Origin of the sequence: Sphingorhabdus sp. EL138 (genome assembly GCF_945862485.1) — a bacterium.
Lineage (GTDB): Bacteria > Pseudomonadota > Alphaproteobacteria > Sphingomonadales > Sphingomonadaceae > Sphingorhabdus_B.
The window spans coordinates 1-23177 of record NZ_CAMAYF010000014.1 but is presented as its reverse complement, the minus strand read 5'-3'; the positions used below and the strand labels follow the sequence as shown (position 1 = coordinate 23177).

Annotated in this window: 24 protein-coding genes; 8 read left to right on the top strand and 16 right to left on the bottom strand. The window is 56.9% G+C overall.

What is annotated here, in order from left to right; all coding sequences use genetic code 11:
* Positions 1–11: 11 nt before the first annotated feature.
* Positions 12–788: a Coq4 family protein gene (locus tag Q0O33_RS07200; protein WP_295497736.1), complete on the bottom strand. Its 777-nt coding sequence runs from the start codon at positions 786–788 to the stop codon at positions 12–14.
* A gap of 127 nt (positions 789–915) precedes the next feature.
* Between Q0O33_RS07200 and Q0O33_RS07195 the strand changes: the two genes are divergently transcribed.
* The 3 genes from Q0O33_RS07195 (at position 916) to bfr (ending at position 2950) form a co-directional block, all read left to right on the top strand.
* Positions 916–2145: a DUF418 domain-containing protein gene (locus Q0O33_RS07195; RefSeq protein WP_295497735.1), complete on the top strand. Its 1230-nt coding sequence runs from the start codon at positions 916–918 to the stop codon at positions 2143–2145.
* Between the two features lie 54 nt (positions 2146–2199).
* On the top strand, positions 2200–2370 hold the full coding sequence (locus tag Q0O33_RS07190) for a (2Fe-2S)-binding protein (protein WP_295497733.1): 171 nt from the start codon (positions 2200–2202) through the stop codon (positions 2368–2370).
* 100 nt (positions 2371–2470) lie between these two features.
* Positions 2471–2950, top strand: coding sequence for a bacterioferritin (bfr, locus tag Q0O33_RS07185; protein ID WP_295497731.1), 480 nt, complete (start codon positions 2471–2473; stop codon positions 2948–2950).
* An 18-nt stretch (positions 2951–2968) separates the two neighbouring features.
* On the opposite strand, the gene der is transcribed toward bfr, so the two are convergent.
* The 8 genes from der to guaA all read right to left on the bottom strand — a co-directional run bounded on the left by der (position 2969) and on the right by guaA (position 10776).
* Positions 2969–4372, bottom strand: coding sequence for a ribosome biogenesis GTPase Der (gene der, locus Q0O33_RS07180; RefSeq protein WP_295497729.1), 1404 nt, complete (start codon positions 4370–4372; stop codon positions 2969–2971).
* Between the two features lie 21 nt (positions 4373–4393).
* Entirely contained in the window at positions 4394–5743 is a 1350-nt protein-coding gene (locus tag Q0O33_RS07175; RefSeq protein WP_295497727.1) for a PQQ-binding-like beta-propeller repeat protein, read from the bottom strand.
* Entirely contained in the window at positions 5740–6504 is a 765-nt protein-coding gene (locus Q0O33_RS07170) for a tetratricopeptide repeat protein (RefSeq protein ID WP_295497725.1), read from the bottom strand. Before Q0O33_RS07170 ends, Q0O33_RS07175 begins: the two co-directional genes overlap by 4 nt.
* Before the next feature lie 77 nt (positions 6505–6581).
* Positions 6582–7448 (bottom strand): 3-methyl-2-oxobutanoate hydroxymethyltransferase, encoded by an 867-nt coding sequence (gene panB, locus Q0O33_RS07165; RefSeq protein WP_295497723.1) that lies wholly within the window; start codon positions 7446–7448, stop codon positions 6582–6584.
* A gap of 55 nt (positions 7449–7503) precedes the next feature.
* On the bottom strand, positions 7504–8571 hold the full coding sequence (locus tag Q0O33_RS07160) for a glycerophosphodiester phosphodiesterase (protein ID WP_295497721.1): 1068 nt from the start codon (positions 8569–8571) through the stop codon (positions 7504–7506).
* A 25-nt stretch (positions 8572–8596) separates the two neighbouring features.
* A complete protein-coding gene (locus Q0O33_RS07155; protein WP_295497719.1) occupies positions 8597–8950 on the bottom strand; it encodes an ArsC family reductase in 354 nt (117 codons plus the stop codon).
* Positions 8951–8978: 28 nt separating this feature from the next.
* Entirely contained in the window at positions 8979–9188 is a 210-nt protein-coding gene (locus Q0O33_RS07150) for a DUF2805 domain-containing protein (protein ID WP_295497717.1), read from the bottom strand.
* Positions 9189–9201: 13 nt separating this feature from the next.
* Entirely contained in the window at positions 9202–10776 is a 1575-nt protein-coding gene (gene guaA / locus Q0O33_RS07145; protein WP_295497715.1) for a glutamine-hydrolyzing GMP synthase, read from the bottom strand.
* On the opposite strand from guaA, the gene Q0O33_RS07140 reads away from it, so the two are divergent.
* Positions 10756–11373 carry a TetR/AcrR family transcriptional regulator gene (locus tag Q0O33_RS07140; RefSeq protein ID WP_295497713.1) on the top strand — a complete coding sequence of 206 codons (618 nt, stop codon included), beginning with the start codon at positions 10756–10758 and terminating at the stop codon, positions 11371–11373. The genes guaA and Q0O33_RS07140 overlap by 21 nt on opposite strands.
* On the opposite strand, the gene Q0O33_RS07135 is transcribed toward Q0O33_RS07140, so the two are convergent.
* The 7 genes from Q0O33_RS07135 to tgt all read right to left on the bottom strand — a co-directional run bounded on the left by Q0O33_RS07135 (position 11370) and on the right by tgt (position 18526).
* Positions 11370–11720 carry a hypothetical protein gene (locus Q0O33_RS07135; protein WP_295497711.1) on the bottom strand — a complete coding sequence of 117 codons (351 nt, stop codon included), beginning with the start codon at positions 11718–11720 and terminating at the stop codon, positions 11370–11372. The two genes, Q0O33_RS07140 and Q0O33_RS07135, sit on opposite strands and share 4 nt — an antisense overlap.
* A 64-nt stretch (positions 11721–11784) precedes the next feature.
* Positions 11785–12558 (bottom strand): exodeoxyribonuclease III, encoded by a 774-nt coding sequence (xth, locus tag Q0O33_RS07130; RefSeq protein ID WP_295497709.1) that lies wholly within the window; start codon positions 12556–12558, stop codon positions 11785–11787.
* A 183-nt stretch (positions 12559–12741) separates the two neighbouring features.
* Complete coding sequence (locus tag Q0O33_RS07125) at positions 12742–13077, bottom strand: iron-sulfur cluster assembly accessory protein (protein ID WP_295497707.1); 336 nt, start codon at positions 13075–13077, stop codon at positions 12742–12744.
* A gap of 108 nt (positions 13078–13185) precedes the next feature.
* On the bottom strand, positions 13186–13917 hold the full coding sequence (locus tag Q0O33_RS07120; protein WP_295497705.1) for a M23 family metallopeptidase: 732 nt from the start codon (positions 13915–13917) through the stop codon (positions 13186–13188).
* Between the two features lie 322 nt (positions 13918–14239).
* Positions 14240–14698, bottom strand: coding sequence for a peroxiredoxin (locus Q0O33_RS07115; RefSeq protein ID WP_295497703.1), 459 nt, complete (start codon positions 14696–14698; stop codon positions 14240–14242).
* Between the two features lie 13 nt (positions 14699–14711).
* Positions 14712–17402 carry a bifunctional [glutamate--ammonia ligase]-adenylyl-L-tyrosine phosphorylase/[glutamate--ammonia-ligase] adenylyltransferase gene (gene glnE / locus Q0O33_RS07110; RefSeq protein ID WP_295497701.1) on the bottom strand — a complete coding sequence of 897 codons (2691 nt, stop codon included), beginning with the start codon at positions 17400–17402 and terminating at the stop codon, positions 14712–14714.
* Positions 17399–18526 (bottom strand): tRNA guanosine(34) transglycosylase Tgt, encoded by a 1128-nt coding sequence (gene tgt / locus Q0O33_RS07105; protein ID WP_295497699.1) that lies wholly within the window; start codon positions 18524–18526, stop codon positions 17399–17401. Before tgt ends, glnE begins: the two co-directional genes overlap by 4 nt.
* 144 nt (positions 18527–18670) lie before the next feature.
* On the opposite strand from tgt, the gene tldD reads away from it, so the two are divergent.
* The 4 genes from tldD (at position 18671) to Q0O33_RS07085 (ending at position 22890) form a co-directional block, all read left to right on the top strand.
* Positions 18671–20098, top strand: a complete 1428-nt coding sequence (gene tldD / locus Q0O33_RS07100; RefSeq protein ID WP_295497697.1) for a metalloprotease TldD — start codon at positions 18671–18673, stop codon at positions 20096–20098.
* A 56-nt stretch (positions 20099–20154) separates the two neighbouring features.
* Positions 20155–20859 (top strand): endonuclease/exonuclease/phosphatase family protein, encoded by a 705-nt coding sequence (locus Q0O33_RS07095; RefSeq protein WP_295497695.1) that lies wholly within the window; start codon positions 20155–20157, stop codon positions 20857–20859.
* A 170-nt stretch (positions 20860–21029) separates the two neighbouring features.
* The gene (locus Q0O33_RS07090) at positions 21030–21368 is read left to right on the top strand and encodes a P-II family nitrogen regulator (protein ID WP_295445030.1); all 339 of its coding nucleotides are present in this window, start codon (positions 21030–21032) and stop codon (positions 21366–21368) included.
* Positions 21369–21399: 31 nt separating this feature from the next.
* Positions 21400–22890 (top strand): ammonium transporter, encoded by a 1491-nt coding sequence (locus tag Q0O33_RS07085; protein ID WP_295497693.1) that lies wholly within the window; start codon positions 21400–21402, stop codon positions 22888–22890.
* Positions 22891–23177 lie beyond the last annotated feature (287 nt).

Genomic DNA, 23177 nt, shown 5'->3' with positions numbered 1-23177 from the left:
AAACCTTGCTTTTATGCCGCCGCAGCCAGCAAATTATACGGATCGATACCTTCGGACCGCATCGCGGCATGGGCCGCTTTGTAGGTCACTGGTTCGGCAATCCCCAAGCGCTTGCGTGCATCGACCAGCGGTTCGCGCAATAAGGCTGCGATGTCTTCCTGAGCGATGTTCTTCGCCGCTTTGCCGATACGATAGCCTTCGTGTACTGCTTTCATAATCGGCGCCGATTTCGTAACGCGGTATTTCAACTCTAATCCCCCAGCATAGGCGATGAAGCCGACGCCAAGATTGTGGTTCTGCGCATAGGTAAAGCCCAGCACACATTGTTCGCCCAGCGCGTCGCGGCCATAGCCGGTGAGGATGTGCAGCATATCATGCGTGTCGCGCAAGCGGTCGCCATAGCGTTCAACCACATCGCCAAACACAGGATAGGTCGTCCGGAACTGGGCATATTCGGCCTCAAGACCCGCAGCGCTCAGACCTTCGCGCTCCATGAACTCAACATAAGCGCGGCCAACCGTATCCGCGGGAAGCTTCTTAATGCTGTCATGATCATCGAGCATGTCAATCAGGCGCTCATTGCTTTCAAGCAACGCTCTGCCCTTGGGCGTTTGCCAAAATTTCTGCGCCATCTTTGCGAACTTGCGGCCGCTTAAGGCCGCAATGATGTGAAAGACCTGCTCAGTGTCTTCTTTATTGGCTATAAGCTTGCGAAAATGACGCCACGCTTTTAGCGGCTGCATTTTGGCGGTCGGGCGGTCAGGGTGCGAAAAATATAGTTCAGTCATGTCAAATCCAACACTAGAGTTAAGTTTGAGATAAAAACTACCTACACCAGTGTCAATAAGAAACATTAAACGCACTGGACGTGCATGCCAACCCCCTGTATTAATATTGTAATTCAGGGAGTTGGCCATGCAGAATTCAGAACAACGGCACATCAGCTTGGACGCGATGCGCGGCTTTGCGGTGATGGGCATATTGGCGATGAACATCATCGGCTTTGCGATGCCCGAATGGGCCTATATCTCGCCCGCGGCCTATGGCACCGACACCTTGGCTGACAAAATTGCATGGGCATTTTCGTTCGTCCTTATAGACGGCAAAATGCGTGGGCTATTCTCGCTTTTGTTCGGCGCGAGTATGATGCTCATCATCGACCGCGCCGCGGCAAAGGGGGAGAGTGCGGCGCAGATTCATTATCGCCGCATGGCGTGGCTCGCTTTATTTGGTCTCGCGCATTATTTCTTCATCTGGTTCGGTGACATCCTGTTTCTCTATGCAATCATTGGCATGATCGCCTTTCGCTTCCGAAATTGGGCGCCAGCAAAGCTGATCAAGGTTGCTCTCATAATCTTTGTGCTTGGGCTGGCGCTTTGGGGCTTACAATTTGGCGGGCTGCAGCTCTTTCAATATTTCGCAACACGGGCCGATGCGAGCGCAGACATGGCCCGCCAGTTTCGCGAGCTGATGGACAGTGCGGACCTTGCGTTTAATGTTGCGCCTGACCTCGCCTTGCATCGGGGCAGCTATGCCGCGATAACAATGAGCAAGCTCGCCGATTGGGCCGAGCCACTCCTTTTGGTGGTTCAGTCGGCGAGTGAAACTTTGCCGCTGATGATGATCGGAATGGCGATGCAAAAAAGCGGCTTCCTGACCGGTGCGTGGGCTGTGGCCGATTACCGGCGCTGGGCTATGCGGATGGTCCCAGTTGGGTTGCTGCTGACGCTGGCCCTGGCCGTTTGGATGGTCGCGGTTGACTTTGACCGGATCACTGCGCTGGCGATTTTTTACTTTTGGGGCGGGATACCGCGTATGTTGCTGACGATTGGCTATGCGGCGCTCTTGCTTCTGCTCATTGATCACTATCGCAACCATCCGATGCTCGCGCGGGTCGCCGCAGCTGGCCGCGCCGCGTTCAGCAACTATCTCGGCACCAGTATCGCCATGACAACAATTTTCTATGGCTATGGCTTTGGCCTTTTTGGCAATGTTGGCCGTGCAGGATTGTGGCTGTTTGTGCTGGGCGCGTGGGCCGTGATGTTGCTGTGGTCAAAACAATGTTTGATGACATTTCATTACGGCCCGTTGGAATGGCTGTGGCGGAGCTTAGCGCGTGGAAAAATTCAAGCTATGCGTCGTTAATGCCATTGCAATCAGTTCGCATTAACGGTAAGGCTATGCCATAGGAGTTAATCCATGGTCGTTTGCATCTGTAATGCTATCAAGGAAAAAGACCTTCGCGCTGCGGTGCGTTGTGTCTCGGAACGTCCGAATGACGTATATGCGCGCCTTGGGCGTAAGCCAAAATGCGGCCAGTGCCTGACGTTCGCGCGAAACATTATCAGCTCTGGACCTGCAACCGCTTAGCAATAGCGCGTCGAAAAAATAAGCTTTTCAGCCATTTTCCGCCTTCACGGTCATTCATTAACGCGCTAACATAGGCGCACCTAACCTAAAGGACATGGCGATGAAGGGTGATGCAAAAGTCATCGAATTTTTGAACGAGGCGCTCAAGAATGAACTGACTGCGGTCAATCAATATTGGCTGCATTACCGCATGCTCGACAATTGGGGCGTCTCGCGTCTGGCACATTTTGAACGGCACGAATCAATTGACGAGATGAAGCATGCCGACAAATTGTCGGAGCGCATCTTATTTCTGGATGGCTTGCCCAATTTCCAATTGCTTGGTCGTTTGCGCATTGGCGAGACCGTTGAGGAAATCCTGAAAGCCGACCTTGAGCTCGAATATGAAGCGCTACCTCTGTTGAAGGATGCCATAGCGCACAGCGAAAGCGTTCGCGACTATGTCAGTCGCGATCTGTTTGCGTCCATATTGGAAAGCGAAGAAGAGCATGTCGATATGCTGGAAAAGCAGTTCGACTTGATTGCGCGCATGGGCATCGAGAACTACGTCCAGCTGCAGTCAAAACCTATAGAGGACTGAACTTAAATCGGGGCACGGTTAGCCATTGTCGGCAAAAGGATTCTTCGACGAGCGGAAGTTGATCCGCACAGGAACAGCGCCAAAATCCAAATCGCGGCGGATACCGTTGAGCAAATAGCGCGCATAGCTGGCGGGCAGTTCGTCGGTCCGGTTGCCAAAGATGACAAAGGTCGGCGGACGGTTACGCGCTTGCGTCATGTACCGCAGCTTAATGCGTTTACCGCCAGGGGCCGGTGGCGGATTTGCCGAAATTGCGGCTTCGAACCAGCGGTTCAATATGCCCGTTGGCACGCGCTTGTTCCAAGCCTCCCGCGCATCGAACGCGGCGGAAATCATTTGGTCTAGGCCTTTGCCCGTCAAGGCCGAGACAGCGATCATCGGAACGCCCTTCAACTGCGATAGGCCTTCTTCCAACGCAGCACGAATGCCTTTGAACAGCCCGCTGCCATCAACCGCAACATCCCATTTGTTGATCGCGATGATCAGCGCGCGGCCCTCTTGAATAACATGGTCGGCGATTTTCAGATCCTGCACTTCCAAACCCTTGGTCGCATCGAGCAGCAGCACGACCACTTCGGCAAAGTCGATCGCATGGCGCGCGTCGGCGACTGAAAGCTTTTCCAACTTGTCCTGCACCTTGGCGCGCTTGCGCATACCGGCGGTATCAATCAAGCGCACGCGGCGCTCGGTTAGCAATGGCGGAATATTGCCCTCTTCATCGGGCTCGCCTTGCTTGGGACTTGGGTCTGCCCAGATCCAGTCCACCGAAATACTGTCGCGGGTAATGCCGGCTTCAGGGCCGGTAATCAGGCGGTTTTCGCCCAATAATTTGTTGATCAGCGTCGACTTACCGGCATTAGGGCGCCCCACAATCGCCAGCTTTAAAATGGCGTCGGGCGCTTCGGGGTCAGGCACTTCGAAAGCGCCGCCGTCAATATGCGGCAGCAAAGATTGAAACAGGTCGGCCATGCCTTCGCCATGCTCGCCGCTGATGGCAATGGGGTCACCAAAGCCAAGCGCGTAGCTTTCCAATATGCCATTATCGCCCTGCTTGCCTTCGGCCTTATTGACCGCAAGTACGACCGGTGTTGAGCTGCTCCGCAACCAGCGGGCGATTTCTTCATCAAGCGGGGTCACGCCAACGCGGCCGTCGATCAGGAACAAGGCAACTTGCGCGCCCGAAATTGCCGCTTCCGTTTGCATCCGCATTCTGCCGGGCAGGGTGTCAGGATCTTCATCCTCATAACCCGCCGTATCGACGATGGTGAATTCCAAATCGAACAAGCGGCCTTCGCCTTCACGACGATCCCGCGTGACGCCCGGCGTGTCATCTACCAGCGCGAGTTTCTTGCCAACCAGCCGGTTGAACAAAGTCGACTTGCCGACATTAGGCCGACCAATAATGGCTACCGTCGGCAACATGCCGGCACTCTCCTTTAGGGCTTAGCCGCGAAACGCAGAAATACGGCCCGAATCATCCAGAATATATAAGGTGTTGTTCGCGACAATTGGCGCAAGCGACACATCGGATTTCAGGTCGGCAACCTCAGTCGCGGTGCCATCTTCCGGCGCCACCGTCCAGATTGCGCCACGCGAATTGGCAATAATCAAACGACCGCCTGCGAGTATCGGGCCATACCAGCTCATCGGGCCCTTTTTCTTCTTTTCATTATTGTAACGCTGCAGCTTCGCAATCCAGCGGATTTTACCGCTGGAACGGGATACGCTCAGCAACCGTGCTTCGTCGGTCATGACGAATACCCATTCGCCCGCCGTCACGGGTGTCGAAATGCCCGCAATGTTGATTTCCCAAATGCGCTGGCCAGTTACCAGCTCATAGGACGCCATGCGTCCGCCTTTGCCCAATGCGAAGACGCGGCCGCGGTCGATGACAGGGTCGGCATCAATATCGGTCAGCGTCGACACCGATGTCGACATCGCGGTGCGCGACAAGGTATCATTCCACAGGCTGCGGCCATTTTCATAGCGATAGGCGGCCAGCTCACCACTGGAATAGCCAGCGATGACCGTGCCTTGCGCCGCGGCAGGGGCGCCAACGCCGAATATGCCCGATGCCGCCACAGGACCGGCTTCTTTCCATTGTGGCTCACCATCGCTTTGGCGCAGCGCGTAAATCTGGTTGTCCTGCGTCATCACATATAGGTTGCCGTTGGACAATGTCGGGGCACCACGCAATGGGCCAGCTGGCCGCTTTTTCCACACAAGCGCGCCAGTGTCCGCCGCAAGCGCGGCGACATCGCCGACGCCATTGGTGGCAAAAACATTGTTGCTGGTGGCACTCACGCCGCCACCATAACGGGAAGGCTTGCCGTCGCTGTCAACCTCAAGCGCGTTCGACCATATTTGTGCGCCCGTGTTCGCATCAAATGCCGTAACGCGGGCGGTGGTGTCGACCACATAGACGCGGCCATCGCTCATCACCGGGCTCGCTGCAAGGCGTGCGCGCGGGTTGGCGCCGGTTACATCTGCGGTCCAAATGCGCGTCAGGTTTTGACCAAGTGCGACATGGCCGGGCGATTTTGATGCATTACCGCCGGGCTGTGCCCATGCTTCGTTAACCGACGCGGGCGGTAAGGTGACGGCTACATCCACCAAGGACGCATCGACTTCGGTGTCACGCTCTGTACCCAAGATGCTAACGCGTGCGCCGACGGTTGGTGTGTTGTTTTTCTTACCGGCATCACCACGCACACCGTCAAGGACGGCGCAGCCACCAAGCGAAGTTGTCACGGCGAGCGCCAGAAGCAATTTGGATAGGGTCTTCAAAGTCACTCTCCTTTGGCCGCGGTAGCGCCAGCCTTCGATGTCGCATTGCGGTTTGCGTCAAGCTGAACGGTATCAATACCAAGCGCACCTGCCATTTGCTGTGCACGGCTGCGCAAGGTTTGCGGCGCGTCTTCCTGCTTTGCGATCTGCGCAAAAATGGGGCCAGCCAAATTGTCCTTACCCATTTTCATATAGGCTAAGGCGGTTAATTCGCCTGCGCTGCCGAAAAAAGGGTGGCCAGCGGTGGCCAAGGGCTTCAGCCGGTCGATCACTTGCTGCGGCGGGATCGCATCAAACTCTGCGCTCACTTGGCGGATAAGGGCCAGATCGCGGAACGTCTGTGGTAGGCTGTCGTCGCCTGCAACCTTTGCATAAATGGCAATGGCCTTCTTGGTTTCGCCATCTTCGCCCAGAAGATTTGCCTCCACCAATTGCGCCATCGCGCGATATCCGGCTTGATCGGCTTTGGCGAGCACTGCCAATTTGGCGCGCGCCTCTTTTTCTTGCCCGGCGCGCAACTTGTCCATCGCGTCGACAAATTCTTCGCTTTGTAAGTCTGCGGCGGCCTGCACTTGGTTCTGATAGACGATCCAGCCAGCAAAAGCCAAAAGCCCGGCCGCCACCGCCGCCACAAGCCAGCGGCCATAACGTGTCCAAAAACTGCTGAGGTCACTTGCGCGGACGGCATCGTCCACCTCACGCAAAAATGCCTCGTCACTGCCGCTCCGGTCTTTATCCGCGGGCTTTTCAGTCGGTGTCAAAGCCAAAAGGGCCTCCGAATTTGTTTAGTCAAAACTGGTTAGAGCCGTCCTTAGCCCGACTCGGACCGATAGGCCAGCCTGCTTTATACAGGCTGATACAGCTGGTCGGGTCCGGGGAAGCTGCGGTCACGGACGCCAGCGGCATAAGCGCGCACGGCGTCTTCGACGCCAACACCCATCTCACCGAATTTTTTGACGAATTTCGGCACGCGGTCAAACAGGCCCAGCATGTCTTCGGCCACCAATACTTGGCCGTCGCATTGTGCCGATGCGCCAATACCAATGGTTGGGCAGACGATTTTCTGCGTGATTTCGATGGCGATATGTTCCAGCACGCCTTCAATAACCATCGCAAAAGCACCCGCGTCCGACATGGCAACCGCATCATCGACAATCGATTTCGCTTCTTCCGGGCTTTTGCCGCGCACGCCATAGCCGCCCAATATGTTCACTGCCTGTGGGGTCAACCCCACATGCGCCATCACCGGAATGCCGCGGGAGGTCAGGAATTCCACCGTGGGCGCGAGCACTTTGCCGCCCTCTAGCTTCACCGCTGCCGCGCCGGTTTCTTTCAATAGCCGCGATGCGTTAACAAATGCCTGCTCCGGCGAGGCTTCATAGGAGCCAAAGGGCATATCGACGATGACAGCGGCGTGATAGCTGCCGCGCACAACCGCCGCGCCATGCGCCGCCATCATTTCCATCGTCACCGCAACCGTGTGCGGCAGGCCGTAAATCACTTGCCCCAGCGAATCACCAACCAGCAGCATGTCGCAATGCGGGTCCATCAACTGCGCCATGCGGACAGTATAGGCCGTCAACATCACCAGCGGTTCCTTGCCCTTTTGCTGCCGGATGCGCGGCACCGTCAGGCGCTTCATAGGCGACGGCGTCGGGTTCGCACGGCTGGTGGAGGTATCGAAAGTGAGCGTTTTAGGATGTGTAGACATAGCGCAATGGCTTAGCCGCTAAACGCCGTGGGCAAAAGCAAATAGAGTCCCCGCCTTATTGACGCGCTGCGACCGCCTCTGTCACATTGTCGCTGAAAATGCCGTCGACACCGGTGGCCAAGAAGGCTTTTATCTCTGTGTCCAAATCGCCTGTCCCATGCGGATCGATGCCGGATTTTTGGGCCAATGGCAGGAAGTAATTTTCGCGGCGGAATGTCCAGGGGTGGACCGCAAGACCGACCTTATGTGCATCCGCGACAAGGGGCGTCGGATCGCCCAGATTACCGAGTACAGTGCGCGGGATGACGAGTGCCTTATTGGGGCCGATGCCATCGGCATAAGTTGCGACAATTTTCAAACCCTCTGCCGTCGCCATCGCGGCATAGGTCAGGTCGCTGCGGTCGGGCGGGCTGCCTGTTTCCGCCATCAGCTGGATCAGGCGCAATTTCGTCTTGGGTCGCAAAGCCTTCAGATTATCGACCTCGAACGATTGAATGAACACAGGCGCGCTTTTTGCGACATGGCCATATTTGGCGAGCGCTGCCAATAACGGGCCCTCATGCGGCAAGCCAATAGCGGTGAAATAGCTGGGATGCTTGGTTTCAGGATAGACGCCAATCGTCCGACCCGTCGTGCCGCTTGCCTCTTTGGCCAGCGCCAGGACTTCGTCAAAGGTCGGTATCTCAAACTGCCCGTCAAAGGCCATGTTGGCCTTACGCAATTGCGGCAGACGTTCTTTCGCGCGCAGCGTCTTCAATTCGGCGAGGGTAAAGTCTTCGGTAAACCAGCCCGTTATTTTCTGGCCATCAATGGTCTTGGTGGTTTTGCGGTCGGCAAATTTCGCCTTGTCCGCAACGTCGGTGGTTTCCGAAATCTCATTCTCATGCCGCGCGACCAAAACGCCATCCTTGGTCAGCACCAAGTCCGGCTCAATATAATCGGCGCCCTGTTCAATCGCGAGGCGGTAGCTGGCCAGCGTATGTTCGGGCCGCTCGCCACTCGCGCCGCGATGGGCGATGACGATGACGTTGCCTTCAAGCGGTTGTTCCATGGCGTGGCTTTCCGAAATGGAGAAGGGCGACAATAAGAGGGTGGCGATCAAGAGGGTGTGTAGGTGTCTCATAATGCCCCTTTGCTCCCGCGACGTTTCAATTCTGCGACAAAAGCGCGTCCCATTCGGTTGGATTAAAGCCGACGAGCAAAGTCTTGCTGCCCTCAACTACCGGCCGTTTGATCATCGACGGGTTGGCGACCATCAACGCAATCGCCTTGGCCGCATCTATGTCGGCCTTATCGGCATCGGACAGCTTCTTAAACGTGGTGCCCGCCTTGTTGAGCAGCTTTTCCCAGCCAACAACGTCGCTCCAGCGTTCCAAGTCCGCCGCCGTCACCCCCGCCTTTTTATAATCGTGGAACTGATAGCTCAGGCCGCGCGCCTCAAGATAATTGCGTGCCTTTTTGACAGTGTCGCAATTGGGGATGCCGTAGAGAGTTAAGGTCATTTGCTGGGTCCGTTATGTGCCATGGATATCATTTATAATGCGCGCGTCGGTCACCGAAATCGCGGACACGCTTGCGCCATGCGCGATAGCTTCCGGTTTTTAATTCGGTGCGCATGATGACTTTAATCTCGTCGGGCGTGACTCCGTGCTGCGCCGAAATCTGGGTGAAGCTGATATGGTCGGACAGCGCCATTTCGACGATCTCGCTTATCTGCGCGGGTGACAGCGGGCTAGGCATTTCGGTTTACCGCTTATTCCCACTCAATCGTTCCGGGTGGCTTCGACGTGTAATCATACACCACGCGGTTGATGCCCTTCACCTCATTGATGATGCGCGTAGAGACACGGCTTAGGAAGGCACTTTCGAACGGATAAATGTCCGCCGTCATGCCGTCGCTGGAGGTCACCGCGCGCAAGGCGCAAACATTGTCATAGGTGCGGCCATCGCCCATCACGCCCACGGTGCGGACGGGGAGGAGAACGGCGAATGCCTGCCAAATCGCGTCATATAGACCCGCATTGCGGATTTCTTCGAGATAGACCGCGTCCGCCTTGCGCAACACGTCGCAACGTTCCTTGGTCACTTCGCCCGGAATGCGGATCGCAAGGCCAGGGCCAGGGAAGGGGTGGCGGCCGACGAACTGGTCGTTCAGGCCAAGCTCACGGCCCAGAACGCGGACTTCATCCTTGAACAATTCGCGCAAGGGTTCGACCAGTTGCATATTCATCCGCGCGGGCAAGCCGCCGACATTATGGTGGCTTTTGATCGTGACCGATGGCCCGCCGGTGAAGCTGACGCTTTCGATCACATCGGGGTAGAGCGTGCCTTGCGCCAAGAAATCCGCGCCGCCGATTTTCTTCGCTTCTTCTTCAAAGACGTTGATGAATTCGCCGCCGATGAATTTGCGTTTCTTTTCGGGGTCCGTGACGCCGGATAGGCCCGCCATAAAGCGTTCTTCGGCGTCCACAACAACAAGCGGGATATTATAATGGTCGCGAAACAGCGTTTCGACCTGTGCGCGTTCGTTCATGCGCAGCAAGCCATGGTCGACGAAGACGCAGGTGAGTTGATCGCCAATGGCTTCATGTATCAGGATCGCGGCGACCGAGCTATCGACGCCGCCCGAAAGACCGCAAATAACGCGGCCGGAGCCGACCTGCGCGCGGATCTCGGCGATTTTCGTTGCGCGGAATTCCGCCATCGTCCAATCGCCAGCCAGCCCGCAGACCTTATGCACAAAGTTGGAGATCAGCTTTGCCCCATCGGGGGTGTGCACGACTTCGGGGTGGAATTGAATGCCATAATATTGCCGCGCTTCGTCGGCGATAAAGGCATAAGGCGCGCCATCGCTGGTGGCGACAACTTCAAAGCCCGGGGCAAGGCTGGTCACCTTGTCGCCATGGCTCATCCATACCTGATGCTTTTCGTCCGTCTGCCAAAGGCCATCGAACAAGGCGCAAGGTTTTTCGACCTCAATAAACGCACGGCCAAATTCGCCCCCATCACCTTCGCTAACATGACCGCCGAGCTGCATCATCATCGTTTGCTGGCCATAGCAAATGCCAAGAATGGGGAGGCCGCTGTCGAACACGACTTGCGGCGCGCGCGGCGAGCCGGCCTGCGTGGTGGACGCTGGGCCACCCGACAAGATGATGCCCTTTGGCTGCATCCGCGCGAACGCCGCCTCGGCATTATTGAATGGGGCGATTTCGGAATAGACGCCGGCTTCACGCACGCGGCGGGCGATAAGCTGTGTGACTTGCGATCCGAAATCGATGATCAGGATGGAGTCCGAAGGGCGCGCTTGTGTTTTGGATTCTGGCATGGTCTGCCGATAGAGATACTGGCGCGTGCTGTCCAGTTGCCACCTTTGCCTTTGACGCGCTATGCTGTGCGCGTGACCAAAAACGACACCCGCCGCGCGGAGATTATCCAGCGATTGACCGATTATGTCCTGACAGAGGGATTGTCGGCGGCGAGCCTGCGTCCATTGGCTAAGGCGGCGGGGACGAGCGACCGGATGCTGCTCTATTATTTTACCGACAAGGCGGAGATTATCACCGCGGTGCTAGAGCAAATTTCGGCGCGGTTGGTGGCGCTGATGTCCGAACGGACCGCGTCTGCGCCATTGCCGCTGGAGGAACTGCGCCGCCAATTATCCGCGCTTTTGTTTGAGGACGCGTTATGGCCGTATATGCGCATCTGGCTTCAGGTTGCGGCGCGTGCGGCGATGGGGGATGCCTTTTATCGTGGCGTCGGCGAACAGATTGGCCGTGGTTTTCTGGACTGGGGCAAAATGCAGTTAAAAGCGGACAGCGCGGAGCAACTGGAAGTAGATGCCGCGCGCCTGCTGGTCAGCATGGAAGGCATGCTGTTTCTGAAAAGCATTGGGTTGGATGACGTAAACGCCAAGGCGCTTTAACGCCGGTTTGCGGCCCGTGCTTTGCCCAATAAAATGGCGGCGCTGTCGCCTTTATTTCGGATGCTTTCGACAAGCAGGTAAGCCGCCAAAAACGGTGCGCCAAGGTTGAACGCCGCAAATCCCAAAATTAGACCGCCCACCGAAAATGCATGCCGCCACGCGACCCAGGCGCCAGACATGATAAGGAAGCCCAAAAAGTCGAGGTTAAACTGCCCGCGCCATGTCATATCCGCAATGTCGCCGAAAAATATTGGATATAGCCCCATGCCATGGTTCGTGATGACAATGCCGGTGTAGGCACCGATAACGGCAATGATGGTGACAAGAAATATACGGAACAAAGTCATGGTTCGGCTCCTAAATCTGGAAGCGTCCTTATAAGAAAATGTAGCGAGTGCTACAATATCCGTTTTAATCTGCCAGTTCCACCCAAGTCGGGGCATGGTCGCTCGCCTTTTCCCGTCCGCGATGCTCCTTGTCGACGCCGCAGCTATGGAGGCGGTCGGCTATGGCGGGGCTTAACAACAGATGGTCGATGCGAAAGCCATGGTCGCGTTGCCATGCGCCGGCCTGAAAATCCCAGAAGGTCCACACGCCGCCATGCGGATAATGTGTGGCGAGCGCATCGGTCCAGCCTTGACCAAGCAATGCGCGATAGGCGGCTATGCTCTCAGGCTGACGCAGCGCATCGTCCAACATCGCAGCCGGCGCCCAGATATCATGTGCATGTGGGATGACATTATAGTCACCTGCCAGAACCATAGGGATTTCCGCCGCCAGCAATTCTGCCCCTCGGGCAAATAACCGCTGCATCCATGCCAGCTTATAGTCAAATTTGGGGCCGGGTTGCGGGTTGCCATTGGGCAAATAAATGCTCGCGACGCGGATGCCAAAAATATCGGCCTCCAAATAACGGGCATGCTCGTCCAAGGGATCGCCGGGCAAAGTGCGCTGCGCCTCAATCGGTTGCGCGCCTTTGGCGAGGATGGCGACGCCATTGAACGATTTTTGCCCATGCCAGATCGCGCCATAGCCAGCGCGTTCAAAGTCGGCGATGGGAAAGCCCTCATCTTGCGACTTCACCTCTTGCAAACAGGCAATGTCGGGCTGCGTTTCCTCCAGCCATTCGAGCAATCGGGGCAGGCGCGCCTTGACGCCGTTAATATTGTAAGTCGCAATACGCATGAGGCCTCGTAGCGCAATACGCTTTCACACTGAACCTACTTTCTCACCCTTACGTCATGCTGAACTTGTTTCAGCATCCATTGTGCAGCAAAGACCTGAGCTGATCGGCGAAATGGACCCTGAAACGAGTTCAGGGTGAAGTTGTGTGTGGAGTTAACTGTGGCGTTAATGGGCCACGCCCGCCTAAACTGAAAAGCTGGATCCGCAGCCACAACCCGCTTGGGCTTGCGGGTTGGTCACCTTGAAGCTTTTGCCGCCAAGCGATTCTACGAAGTCCACAGCAGACCCGCGCACGAGATCAAGGCTCATGGGATCGATAACCAGCGATGCACCGTCACCTTGCGCTTGAATGTCGTCGGCCTCAATCGAGTCGGCCAAACCAAAGCGATATTGAAAGCCCGAACAGCCGCCCCCTTCAACCGACAGGCGCAGCACAGGATCTTTGCCCAATTTGGTGGCAATTTCGGCCACGCGGCGCGCGGCGTTGGGGGTCATCGAGATGACTTCAGTATCGGTCATAAAGCTCATGTAGGCCATGCCGCACATAAAGAAAAGGGGCGGCAAAGTATCCCATGCCAGCCCCCAAGATTACACCCTCTCCCAAAGGTGATGCGTTAGCCTGTCCGCTTACTCACCTTCAGCAGGACCGCCAATGGCTTTGCTATCAGCAGTTTTTGAGGCAAGCAAGAATTTTGCGCCAGTTGGGTCTGATGGCTGTGGAGCGAGGAAGGCAATTGGGTTGATCGCTTCACCAGCGATGCGCACTTCATAATGCAGATGGCTTCCGGTGGAGCGACCAGTTGAACCCATATAGCCCAAAATGTCGCCCTTGCGGATGCGTTGGCCGGGGGTCACGTTCATCGCCGACAAATGGCCATAACGGGTCTGCACCGCGTTGCCATGGTTGACTTCAACAAATTTGCCATAGCCACCAACCCATTCGGCGCGGCCGATGATGCCGTCTTCGGTCGCAAAAATGGGCGTGCCCACAGGACCAGGAATGTCGATGCCCTTATGGTTGCGGCTGGCGCCACGTGTGGGGGCATTACGAAAGCCGAAACCGCTGGAGAATTTCATGGTCTCAACAGGGTTGATCGAAGGAACGGCAACGACAACCTTGTTAACGGCACCGTTGATGCTGCCCCAGCTGTCGTTCAATGCGCGAAATTCAGGGTCCGAAACGCCGAGCGCGGTTTGGTTTGCCTTCAAATCTTCGGGGGAAATGCGGAAAGTGTCGGAGGAAGCGGCGGACGAATTTGCAACAGCAGGCGTTGCGGCGGCAACAGCGACCAAGATGCCAATCGCAGAGGCAGCTTTCAGGATCAGTGATTGGCACGAAGCCAAAGCGCTGGATACCATGTGTTTCGTTACCTTTTGTTGCGATCCGCACCGATTTTGGCGCAGCCCCGAAATTACCCAAGGCAGATAATCTGCCCACTTCTTAATAAAAGGGTGGTGTCCGATGGCTCACATGAATGCAAGTTCTGTGGAATAATCGCGGGACAAGCCGCCGCTCAAACGCGTTGAGTCGTTGAATTGAGGCTATGGCGCCTGACAAAATGACGGTTTATCGATGTTTTTAACGCGGCCAGCGCCGATTTGTTCCGGCCGCGCCGCAGGTGATGAAAGGGATTCGGCTTATGCGTGCTGCATGTTCGAAGTCCCTTTCGGGGGCGTGACCCTATAAAGCCTTCGCCGCAGCCAAGACTTCCGCTGCATGGTCTTTGACCTTCACCTTGCGCCAGACCTGCGCCACTTTGCTGTCCTTACCGACCAGATAGGTCGACCGGTCAATGCCCATATAGAGTTTGCCGTACATGGATTTTTCGACCCAAGCGCCCATTTGTTCAGTGGCATCACTCGCTTCGTCCGATAGCAAATCAACCTTTAGCGCATATTTCGCGGCAAATTTGGCGAGCTTCGCAGGCTTGTCCTTTGACATGCCGTAAATGGGGCAGTTCAGCGCCGCAAATTCAGCTGCTAATTCTGTAAAATCCTTCGCCTCATTGGTGCAACCGGGCGTGTCCGCCTTAGGGTAGAAATAGAGCACGAACGGCCCGGAAAGCTCGGCCAGATTGACCGGATTGCCTGCGCTATCGGCGACGGTCACGTTGGGCAGCGTGTCGTTAACATCGGTCATGTGTCGTTCCTTTTCAAAAATCGCGTGGGCCAAATAGGCTCTGCCATTGGGTCATGACAACCCCGCGATAATCCCTAAGTGCGTCCATCAATCCATCACAATCGTCAAAGCCTAAGCTGTGCGCAATCAGCTTTTGTGCCGCCTCGGGCGGCGCTGCGCAATCCGGCGCGATCAGGCGCACCATGACCAACAACCGCGCCATCAAGGCAAAGGCTTTGACAAAGTCAGCGTGCAGGTGCCCCGCTGCGACCAACGCATCAATCGCGGAGCCAAGCTGGGGTTGCATGCCATCATGCGTTTCCAACTGCAGCGCGTGGATGATGAACTCCATATCTACCAATCCGCCGGGCAACAGCTTTACATCCAGCGCACCTTTTGGCGGCTTGTGCGCGGCCATGTCCTTGCGCATCGTTGCAATATCCTGGCGCAACTTCTCGGTGTCGCGCGGTGTATGCAAAACATCGCGGATGATGTCGGCGACTTGGCCGCGCGCGCCGGCTGATCCAAAAAGTACGCGTGCCCGAGTGAGCGCCATATGCTCCCACGTCCATGCGTTCTCGCGTTGATATTGATCGAAGCTTTTGACCGACGCGCACAATAGCCCATCTGCACCCGATGGCCGAAGGCGTGTATCAATCTCATATAAGGCACCCGAAGCGGTTGCCACGGACATTGCCGCAATCACCCGTTGCGCCAGCCGGTTGAAATATTGCGTTGCGCCAAGACTGCGCGGCCCATCCGATTCTGCCAGATGGTTGCCCGTGAACAGCAGGATGATGTCTAAGTCCGATGCGTGCGTTAACGCTTCACCACCCAGCCTGCCTAAAGCGAGAATGATGAGTTCGCTGCCCTTTATTGTGCCATGTGCTTTTTCAAATTCGGTCACTGTTGCGGCCGTCAACATCTGCAAAGATGCTTCGGCCAGATGGGCATAGCTACGGGATATGTCGAGCGCATCGCTGCGTCCCTCAATCAACTGCACGCCCAGCGCAAAGCGTTTTTCGCCGACATAATCGCGGACGATGTCGAGGGTGGATTGATAATCGGCGGTGCCAATCCGGCGCTGCATCGCGTCCTGCAATGCCGATACGTCGCCGGGCAAATGCATGGCGCTGGTATCAATCAACGCATCGAGATAGCGGCTTTGACGGCCCAGATCGTCGGCCAAAGTCGGCGCGTAGCTTAAGATATCCGCGACCAGTTGCACAAGGCCGGGTCGCGCCTCCAGCAAGCGGAAGACGTTTATCGCGCTGGGCATCGCCTCAATCATATTGTCGAAACGGGCGATGGCGCGGTCCGAATCGGGTGCTTGCGCCAATGCCGCCATGATCGCGGGCAACACGGCCTCAAAGGCATCGCGCGCCGATGGGCTACGAATCGCGCGGATTTTGCCGCTGCGCCATCGGGCCAATCGCTGCATCACAGCGGCAGGGTCGGCATAGCCGAGATCAGTGAGCTGTTCCTCCAGCGGTAGACCTTCGTCCGCCAAACGCGGCCCCTCGCTACCCCCTGCATCGACCATGCGGTCATAGATGGCTGCCACCTGCGCCGTGATCGGCGCAATCGCCGCAATCAACGCGTCGGCATCGGCTAGGCCATGTAATCGCGCAACAGCATCGGCGGTGTCGCGATTGGCGGGTATCTCATGCGTTTGCCGGTCGCTGTGCATTTGCAAGCGATGTTCGAACATCCGCAACTGGGTATAAGCCGAGGACAAGATCTCCGCCTCTTGCGCGCTGATCGGTCCAGCCGCTGCCAGCACCGATAAGGCCGCACGCGTGTCTGCGATTCGCAACACAGGGTCGCGGCCACCATGGATAAGCTGATGCGCTTGGGCAAAAAATTCGCATTCCCTTATGCCGCCATGACCACGTTTCAGATCAAAGCCGAGGCCCATTTTCTGCCCCTTGGCATAATGGTCGCGGATTTGCGCGGTCATCGCGGTGATATTCTTCAACTGCCCAAAATCGAGCGATTTGCGCCAGATGAACGGCTGTATAGCATTTAGGAAATAATCGCCCAACGCGCGGTCGCCTGCGCTGACCCGTGACCGGATGAAGGCCGCTTGCTCCCACGCCAAGGCGGACGATTCATAATAGCCGATAGCTGCCTCCACCGGCAGAACGATAGGGCTGACTTCCGGCGACGGACGCAACCGCATGTCGACGCGAAAGACATAACCATCCCCGTCCAGCGCGGAGAGCAGTTCAATCACCCGCCTGCCATAACGCACCGCTGCCTCCGCCACATCATCGCGTTCGCGGTGGGGCAGGGTTTTGGGGTCGAACAGGAATATCGGGTCAATATCCGACGAATAATTTAACTCCCGCCCGCCATGCTTGCCCAATGCGATGACAGCAAAGCCTTGGTTTGGCGCACCCGGCAAGCGTTCTTCAATCGCGGCGGCGATAGCTTGATCGAGCGCATGGTCAGCAAAGTCGGAGAGGATGCGCGTCACGCGCGTCAGGTCCCAAATTCCGGCAAGGTCGGCGATGGCCGTCACAAGCGCAACGCCTTGGCGCTGCTTCCGCAATGCCGTGCCAACAGACACAGCGCTGCGGGCGAGGGCGTTTGCGAGCGCCGCGTCAAAATCGCCCGCGTGGATGAGCGGCATAAGGTCCGCGTTACGATCCATCAGGCCAGCCAAGAACGGGCTATGGGTTTGCGCGCGTTTCAGTGCATCGTTGATCGACGCAGCGCTCATGCTTTGAGATAATCCCGCCGGAAATCGTGCGCGAACGAGGCAAAGCGTCCTTCCGAAATGGCCGCGCGCATGTCGGCCATCAGCATCTGGTAATAATGCAGATTGTGCTGCGTCATCAGCATCGCGCCCAATATCTCGCCCGAACGGATCAAATGATGGACATAAGCCCGCGTCCATGTGGCGCATACGGGGCACGTGCAGCGGTCATCAATCGGCCCTTGGTCTTCGGCAAATTTGGCGTTGCGGATGTTGATGGGGCCATGATGGGTAAAGGCTTGCCCATTGCGGCCAGAACGGGTCGGCAGCACGCAATCGAACATATCGATACCGCGCTCCACCGCGCCGACTAAATCGTCGGGCTTGCCAACGCCCATCAAATAGCGTGGCCGGTCGGCGGGCAATTGGTCAGGCGCATAATCGAGACAACCGAACATCGCCTCTTGCCCTTCACCCACCGCAAGGCCGCCTATGGCATAACCGTCAAAGCCAATGTCGATCAGCGCATCGGCGGACCGCTTGCGCAATTCTTCGTCCAATGACCCTTGTTGAATGCCGAACAAAGCCGCGCGCGCTGCATGTTCGCCGCCGCTGTCAAAGCCGTCGCGTGATCTTTTGGCCCAGCGCATCGAAAGCTCCATTGATTTGATGGCTTCGTCCCGCGACACGCCATTGGCGGGACATTCGTCAAACGCCATGACGATGTCGGACCCCAATAGACGCTGAATTTCCATGGAGCGTTCGGGTGACAGCATATGTTTCGACCCGTCCAAATGGCTTTGGAATGATACGCCCTCTTCGGTGATTTTGCGTAAGGCCGACAGGCTCATCACCTGATACCCGCCGCTATCGGTCAGGATCGGCCGGTCCCAGCCCGAAAATTGATGCAAGCCGCCCAATCGCGCCACCCGCTCCGCGCCCGGACGCAGCATCAGATGATAGGTATTGCCCAATATGATGTCCGCACCCGTCGCCCGCACTTCGGCAGGGCGCATCGCCTTAACCGTGGCGGCGGTGCCCACGGGCATAAAGGCCGGCGTACGAATTTCGCCGCGCAGCATTTGAATGCTGCCTGTGCGGGCTTTGCCATCCTTGGCGGAAATCGAAAACTGGAATCGCTTGGTCATGGGGAGGCTTTAGGGGCTGATAACCGATTTGTCATTCCTGCCTTCGGGGTGGCGGATTGTGTTTGATACCATCTGGGAAGGAATTGGTGTGCAAATATACAAATTGCCCTTTCAACCGCCGCCGCACCAGCCCATATAGGTGCCATGACTTATACAGACCCACGTTCTTATCTTTACCAACCTGGCCTGCTGGACCCCGACGCGGCGCAGCGCATTACACGGGATGCGTTGAAAGCCTGCGATGATGGCGAGCTTTACCTTCAATATAGCGCGACCGAGAGCTTTGGTTTTGACGATGGCCGTCTGAAAATGGCGGATTATTCGACCGGATCGGGTTTCGGCTTGCGCGGCGTTTCGGGCGAGATGACAGGGTTCAGCCACGCCAATGACATGAGCGAGGCCGCAATCCGCCGTGCGGGTGAGACGTTGAAGCTGCTTGATCCCACTAAGGATCAACCCGCGCCGCCACCGCGCCAGAACAACCGGCATTTATACACCGATGGCAACCCGTTGGAGCTGGTGCCTTTCGCGCAAAAGGTGGCTCTGTGCCAACAAATCGACGCCGCCGCGCGTGCGCGTGACCCGCGTGTCGCGCAAGTCAGCGTCAGCCTGTCGGGTAGCTGGAGCGTCGTCGAAATCGTCCGCGCCGATGGCTTTGTCGCCACTGATGTCCGGCCCTTGGTGCGTCTCAATGTTGGCATCGTCGCGCAAGATGGCGAACGCCGCGAAACCGGAAACTACGGTTTTGGCGGGCGCTATCTGTACGACAAATTATTTGAAGAACAGGAATGGGAACATGCGATTGACGTCGCATTGGCGCAGGCGCTGACCAATTTGCGTTCGGTCGCGGCACCTGCTGGTGAAATGACCGTGTTGCTTGGGCCTGGCTGGCCGGGCGTCTTGCTGCATGAGGCAGTTGGCCATGGCCTGGAGGGTGATTTCAACCGCAAGGGTAGCAGCGCATTCTCCGGTAAAATCGGGCAGCGCGTCGCCGCGCCCGGCGTTACAGTGGTCGATGACGGCACGATGCAAAACCGGCGCGGTTCCCTGTCGATTGATGACGAAGGCACGCCGACTCAGGAAAATGTCCTGATCGAAGACGGCATATTGCGCGCCTATATGCAGGACCGCATGAATGCCCGCCTGATGGGCGTGGAGCCCACAGGCAATGGCCGCCGGGAAAGTTTCGCCCATGCCCCGATGCCGCGCATGACCAACACCTTCATGCGCAGCGGCAATGATGATCCCGCCGAACTGCTGAGCCGCGTCAAAAATGGCATTTTCGCCAAAAGCTTTGGCGGTGGGCAGGTGGACATTGTGTCGGGCAAATTCGTATTTAGCTGCACCGAGGCCTATTTGGTCAAGAACGGCAAGCTGGGCGACCCGATCAAGGGCGCGACGTTGATTGGCGATGGCCCAACTGCGCTTAATAAGGTCATTGGCCTTGGCAATGACATGGCGCTGGATGAAGGCGTTGGCGTCTGCGGTAAGGCGGGGCAAAGCGTGCCTGCGGGTGTCGGGCAACCCACCACATTGGTCAGCGCGTTGACGGTGGGCGGGACGGCTGGTTAATCGGTGCTTATGCGGCCCGCAAACCTCTATGGCCGGACCAACACTATGATCCGGATATGAGCCACGCGTTCAAGGTTGCGACCTATAATATCCGCAAGGCGGTGGGGTTGGATCAACGCCGCAATCCGGCGCGCATACTGTCAGTGCTCAATGAAATCGACGCGGATATCGTTGCGTTGCAAGAGGTGGACCGCCGCTTTGGCGCGCGCGTCAGCGCGATACCCTTGGCGATGCTGGAGGCGGATTCGCCTTATGTGCCCGTGCCGTTGAACTTTCGCCCCGCCGCCATTGGCTGGCACGGCAATGCGATATTATTGCGCAAGGGCATTGAGGTGCGTCATGCCCAGCCCATCGACATGCCCACGCTGGAACCGCGCGGCGCAGTGATGGCGGAACTGTCCGTAAACGGGCATAGCTTGCGCGTGATTGGTGTGCATCTTGACTTGTCGGGCCTGTGGCGGCGTAAGCAAATTCGCGCTTTATTGGCCGCCATTGATGCCAGCCCGCGACATATGCCCACGGTCATGATGGGTGATTTCAACCAATGGTCGGACAAAGGCGCGCTGAGCGAGTTGGCCTTTCACCATCACCGATTGGTGCAAACGCCCAAAAGCTTTCACACGTCGCGCCCCGTGGCATGTCTTGACCGCATCATTGTCAGCCATGAGGTCACGGTCACCGCTGCCGATTGTCATATTTCGGCCTTGTCGAAACAGGCGTCGGATCATCTGCCGATATGGGCCAGCATGCAGATTGGTTAATTGCCTAATTATTAAGCAGTCAAAAAACACTGATTAAATAATAGGCATATATCATGTCCGCGGCGCGCGGCATTATGACCCAAATGCTCCAAGACCGTCGCTTTTGCGTTATTTTCGCGTTCTGGCACGGCGTTTGCATATTGCACTGCAATAACATCAGGGGGTTCTGCATGAAATATATTATCGCCGTGATTAAACCGCACAAGCTGGATCCGGTTCGCGAGGCGCTGACGGCGCTGGGCGTGTCGGGCATGACCGTGACCGAGGTTAAGGGTTTTGGTCGGCAAAAGGGTCAGACCGAAATCTACCGTGGGGCCGAATATGCAACCAATATGGTGCCCAAGGTAAAGATTGAGGTCGCATGCGCGTCTGATCAAGCCCCTGCGGTCATTGAGGCCATTCAGCATGCCGCCGAAACGGGCGCGATTGGCGATGGCAAAATTTTCGAATTCGATCTTGCGGGTGCCTTACGCATCCGCACCGGCGATACCAACGAAACCGCGCTTTGACGCGATCACATCAAGCTAGGGGAACCAGATAATGTCAAAGACACTGAAATTTTTGGGCGCGGCGGGGGCGACAATGTTCGCCGCCTTGCCCTCCTTTGCGCAGGAGGCTGTAGAGAAAGCAGCCGACGGCGCGGCGGCGGCTGGCGCTGCTGTGGCGGAAGTTGCGACCATAGCCGCTGTTGCCGACGGCCCGATTAAGGCCCCAACGGTCGAACAAATGGCTGGCATGGTCGACAAGGGCGATACGACCTGGATGCTGATCAGCTCCGCTTTGGTACTGCTGATGTCGATCCCAGCCTTGGCATTATTTTACGGCGGCCTTGTCCGCACAAAGAATATGTTGAGCCTGTTAATGCAGGTATTCATGATCGTGTCGGTCGCAGCGCTTGTCTGGGTCACTTATGGCTACAGCCTGTCCTTCACCAGCGGCAATGCCTTCATTGGCGGCTTCTCTAAGCTATTTCTGCAAGGGGTCGATGCGACGACATATGCGGCGACGTTTAGCAACAATGTCTACATCCCCGAATATGCCTTTGTGGTGTTCCAGATGACCTTTGCCTGCATCACGCCGGCGTTGATCGTTGGCGCATTTGCAGAGCGGATCAAGTTCACACCGTTGATGATCTTCACGGTTTTGTGGCTAACATTCGCTTATTTCCCGATCGCGCATATGGTTTGGTATTGGGCAGGGCCCGACTTCTTGGTCGACGCACCAACGGATATGGGCCTGTTGTGGGGCTGGGGCGCGCTGGATTTTGCGGGCGGTACTGTCGTGCACATCAACGCGGGTATCGCGGGGCTTGTCGGCTGCCTTATCATCGGCAAGCGCGTTGGCCATGGCAAAGAAGCCACACCGCCACATTCGATGACGATGACGATGATTGGCGCGTCGCTTTTGTGGGTGGGCTGGTTCGGCTTTAACGCTGGTTCCAATTTGGAAGCCAATGGCCTGGCCGCTCTGGCGTTCATTAACACTTTTGTTGCGACGGCTGCGGCTGCGGTGGCATGGTGCCTGATTGAACAATTCCACCATGGTAAGCCATCCTTGCTGGGCGCAGTCACCGGCGCCGTTGCGGGCCTTGTCGCCATTACGCCGGCCAGCGGATTTGCTGCGCCCATGACCTCCATCCTGCTTGGCTTTGCGGCATCGGGCCTGTGCTATGTGTTCGTCGCTTATGTGAAGAACAAGCTTGGCTATGACGATACGCTAGACGTCTTTGGCGTCCACGGCATTGGCGGTATTGTCGGTGCAATTGGCGTCGGCATTGTGGCGGATCCGGCCTTGGGCGGTCAGGGTTGGATCGACTATACTGTGTTCCCGGCGATCCCCGGCGAATATGATATGGCTGGCCAAGTCATCACCCAGCTTTGGGCTGTGGGGACCACAGTTTTGTGGACCGCTATAGTTTCCGCTGTTCTGTTCTACGGATTGAAATTCACCACTGGCCTTCGTCCAACCGAAGACGCCGAGCGTGAAGGCCTCGACATCACCGAGCATGGTGAGCGGGCTTACAACTATTGAGTTTTACGACTTGGCGGCGGGGCGTTCTCTCCTCTCCTTTTACGCCCCGCCGCCTCCCGATGTTCCTCCCGCGAACATCCAACTCATGGCCCGGACCCGCAATGGTTCGGGCCTTTTTCATGCGCCGCGCAAAAACTGCTTTCCTACAAATAACCAGATAGGTTATCTGATTCGCGTCATGCAGGCTGCGGTCTAGAACGTGGGTCGGGATGATGGGAACGCTGGCGTGGAAACATGCTGGCACGGCCGGCGCGATAGGGTGTTTGCTTCTGCCTTTTAAAAGGGCC

Excerpts from the sequence above, each read along its gene's own strand:
- Q0O33_RS07150 (WP_295497717.1), bottom strand. The coding sequence starts at position 9,188 with ATGCCTAGCCCGCTGTCACCCGCGCAGATAAGCGAGATCGTCGAAATG.
- Q0O33_RS07135 (WP_295497711.1), bottom strand. The coding sequence starts at position 11,720 with ATGACTTTGTTCCGTATATTTCTTGTCACCATCATTGCCGTTATCGGT.
- bfr (WP_295497731.1), top strand. The coding sequence starts at position 2,471 with ATGAAGGGTGATGCAAAAGTCATCGAATTTTTGAACGAGGCGCTCAAG.
- Q0O33_RS07115 (WP_295497703.1), bottom strand. The coding sequence starts at position 14,698 with ATGACCGATGTTAACGACACGCTGCCCAACGTGACCGTCGCCGATAGC.
- Q0O33_RS07190 (WP_295497733.1), top strand. The coding sequence starts at position 2,200 with ATGGTCGTTTGCATCTGTAATGCTATCAAGGAAAAAGACCTTCGCGCT.
- xth (WP_295497709.1), bottom strand. The coding sequence starts at position 12,558 with ATGCGTATTGCGACTTACAATATTAACGGCGTCAAGGCGCGCCTGCCC.
- Q0O33_RS07195 (WP_295497735.1), top strand. The coding sequence starts at position 916 with ATGCAGAATTCAGAACAACGGCACATCAGCTTGGACGCGATGCGCGGC.
- Q0O33_RS07125 (WP_295497707.1), bottom strand. The coding sequence starts at position 13,077 with ATGACCGATACTGAAGTCATCTCGATGACCCCCAACGCCGCGCGCCGC.
- Q0O33_RS07120 (WP_295497705.1), bottom strand. The coding sequence starts at position 13,917 with ATGGTATCCAGCGCTTTGGCTTCGTGCCAATCACTGATCCTGAAAGCT.
- der (WP_295497729.1), bottom strand. The coding sequence starts at position 4,372 with ATGTTGCCGACGGTAGCCATTATTGGTCGGCCTAATGTCGGCAAGTCG.
- guaA (WP_295497715.1), bottom strand. The coding sequence starts at position 10,776 with ATGCCAGAATCCAAAACACAAGCGCGCCCTTCGGACTCCATCCTGATC.
- Q0O33_RS07200 (WP_295497736.1), bottom strand. The coding sequence starts at position 788 with ATGACTGAACTATATTTTTCGCACCCTGACCGCCCGACCGCCAAAATG.
- Q0O33_RS07095 (WP_295497695.1), top strand. The coding sequence starts at position 20,155 with ATGAGCCACGCGTTCAAGGTTGCGACCTATAATATCCGCAAGGCGGTG.
- panB (WP_295497723.1), bottom strand. The coding sequence starts at position 7,448 with ATGTCTACACATCCTAAAACGCTCACTTTCGATACCTCCACCAGCCGT.
- tldD (WP_295497697.1), top strand. The coding sequence starts at position 18,671 with ATGACTTATACAGACCCACGTTCTTATCTTTACCAACCTGGCCTGCTG.
- Q0O33_RS07155 (WP_295497719.1), bottom strand. The coding sequence starts at position 8,950 with ATGACCTTAACTCTCTACGGCATCCCCAATTGCGACACTGTCAAAAAG.
- Q0O33_RS07160 (WP_295497721.1), bottom strand. The coding sequence starts at position 8,571 with ATGAGACACCTACACACCCTCTTGATCGCCACCCTCTTATTGTCGCCC.
- glnE (WP_295497701.1), bottom strand. The coding sequence starts at position 17,402 with ATGAGCGCTGCGTCGATCAACGATGCACTGAAACGCGCGCAAACCCAT.
- Q0O33_RS07090 (WP_295445030.1), top strand. The coding sequence starts at position 21,030 with ATGAAATATATTATCGCCGTGATTAAACCGCACAAGCTGGATCCGGTT.
- Q0O33_RS07085 (WP_295497693.1), top strand. The coding sequence starts at position 21,400 with ATGTCAAAGACACTGAAATTTTTGGGCGCGGCGGGGGCGACAATGTTC.
- tgt (WP_295497699.1), bottom strand. The coding sequence starts at position 18,526 with ATGACCAAGCGATTCCAGTTTTCGATTTCCGCCAAGGATGGCAAAGCC.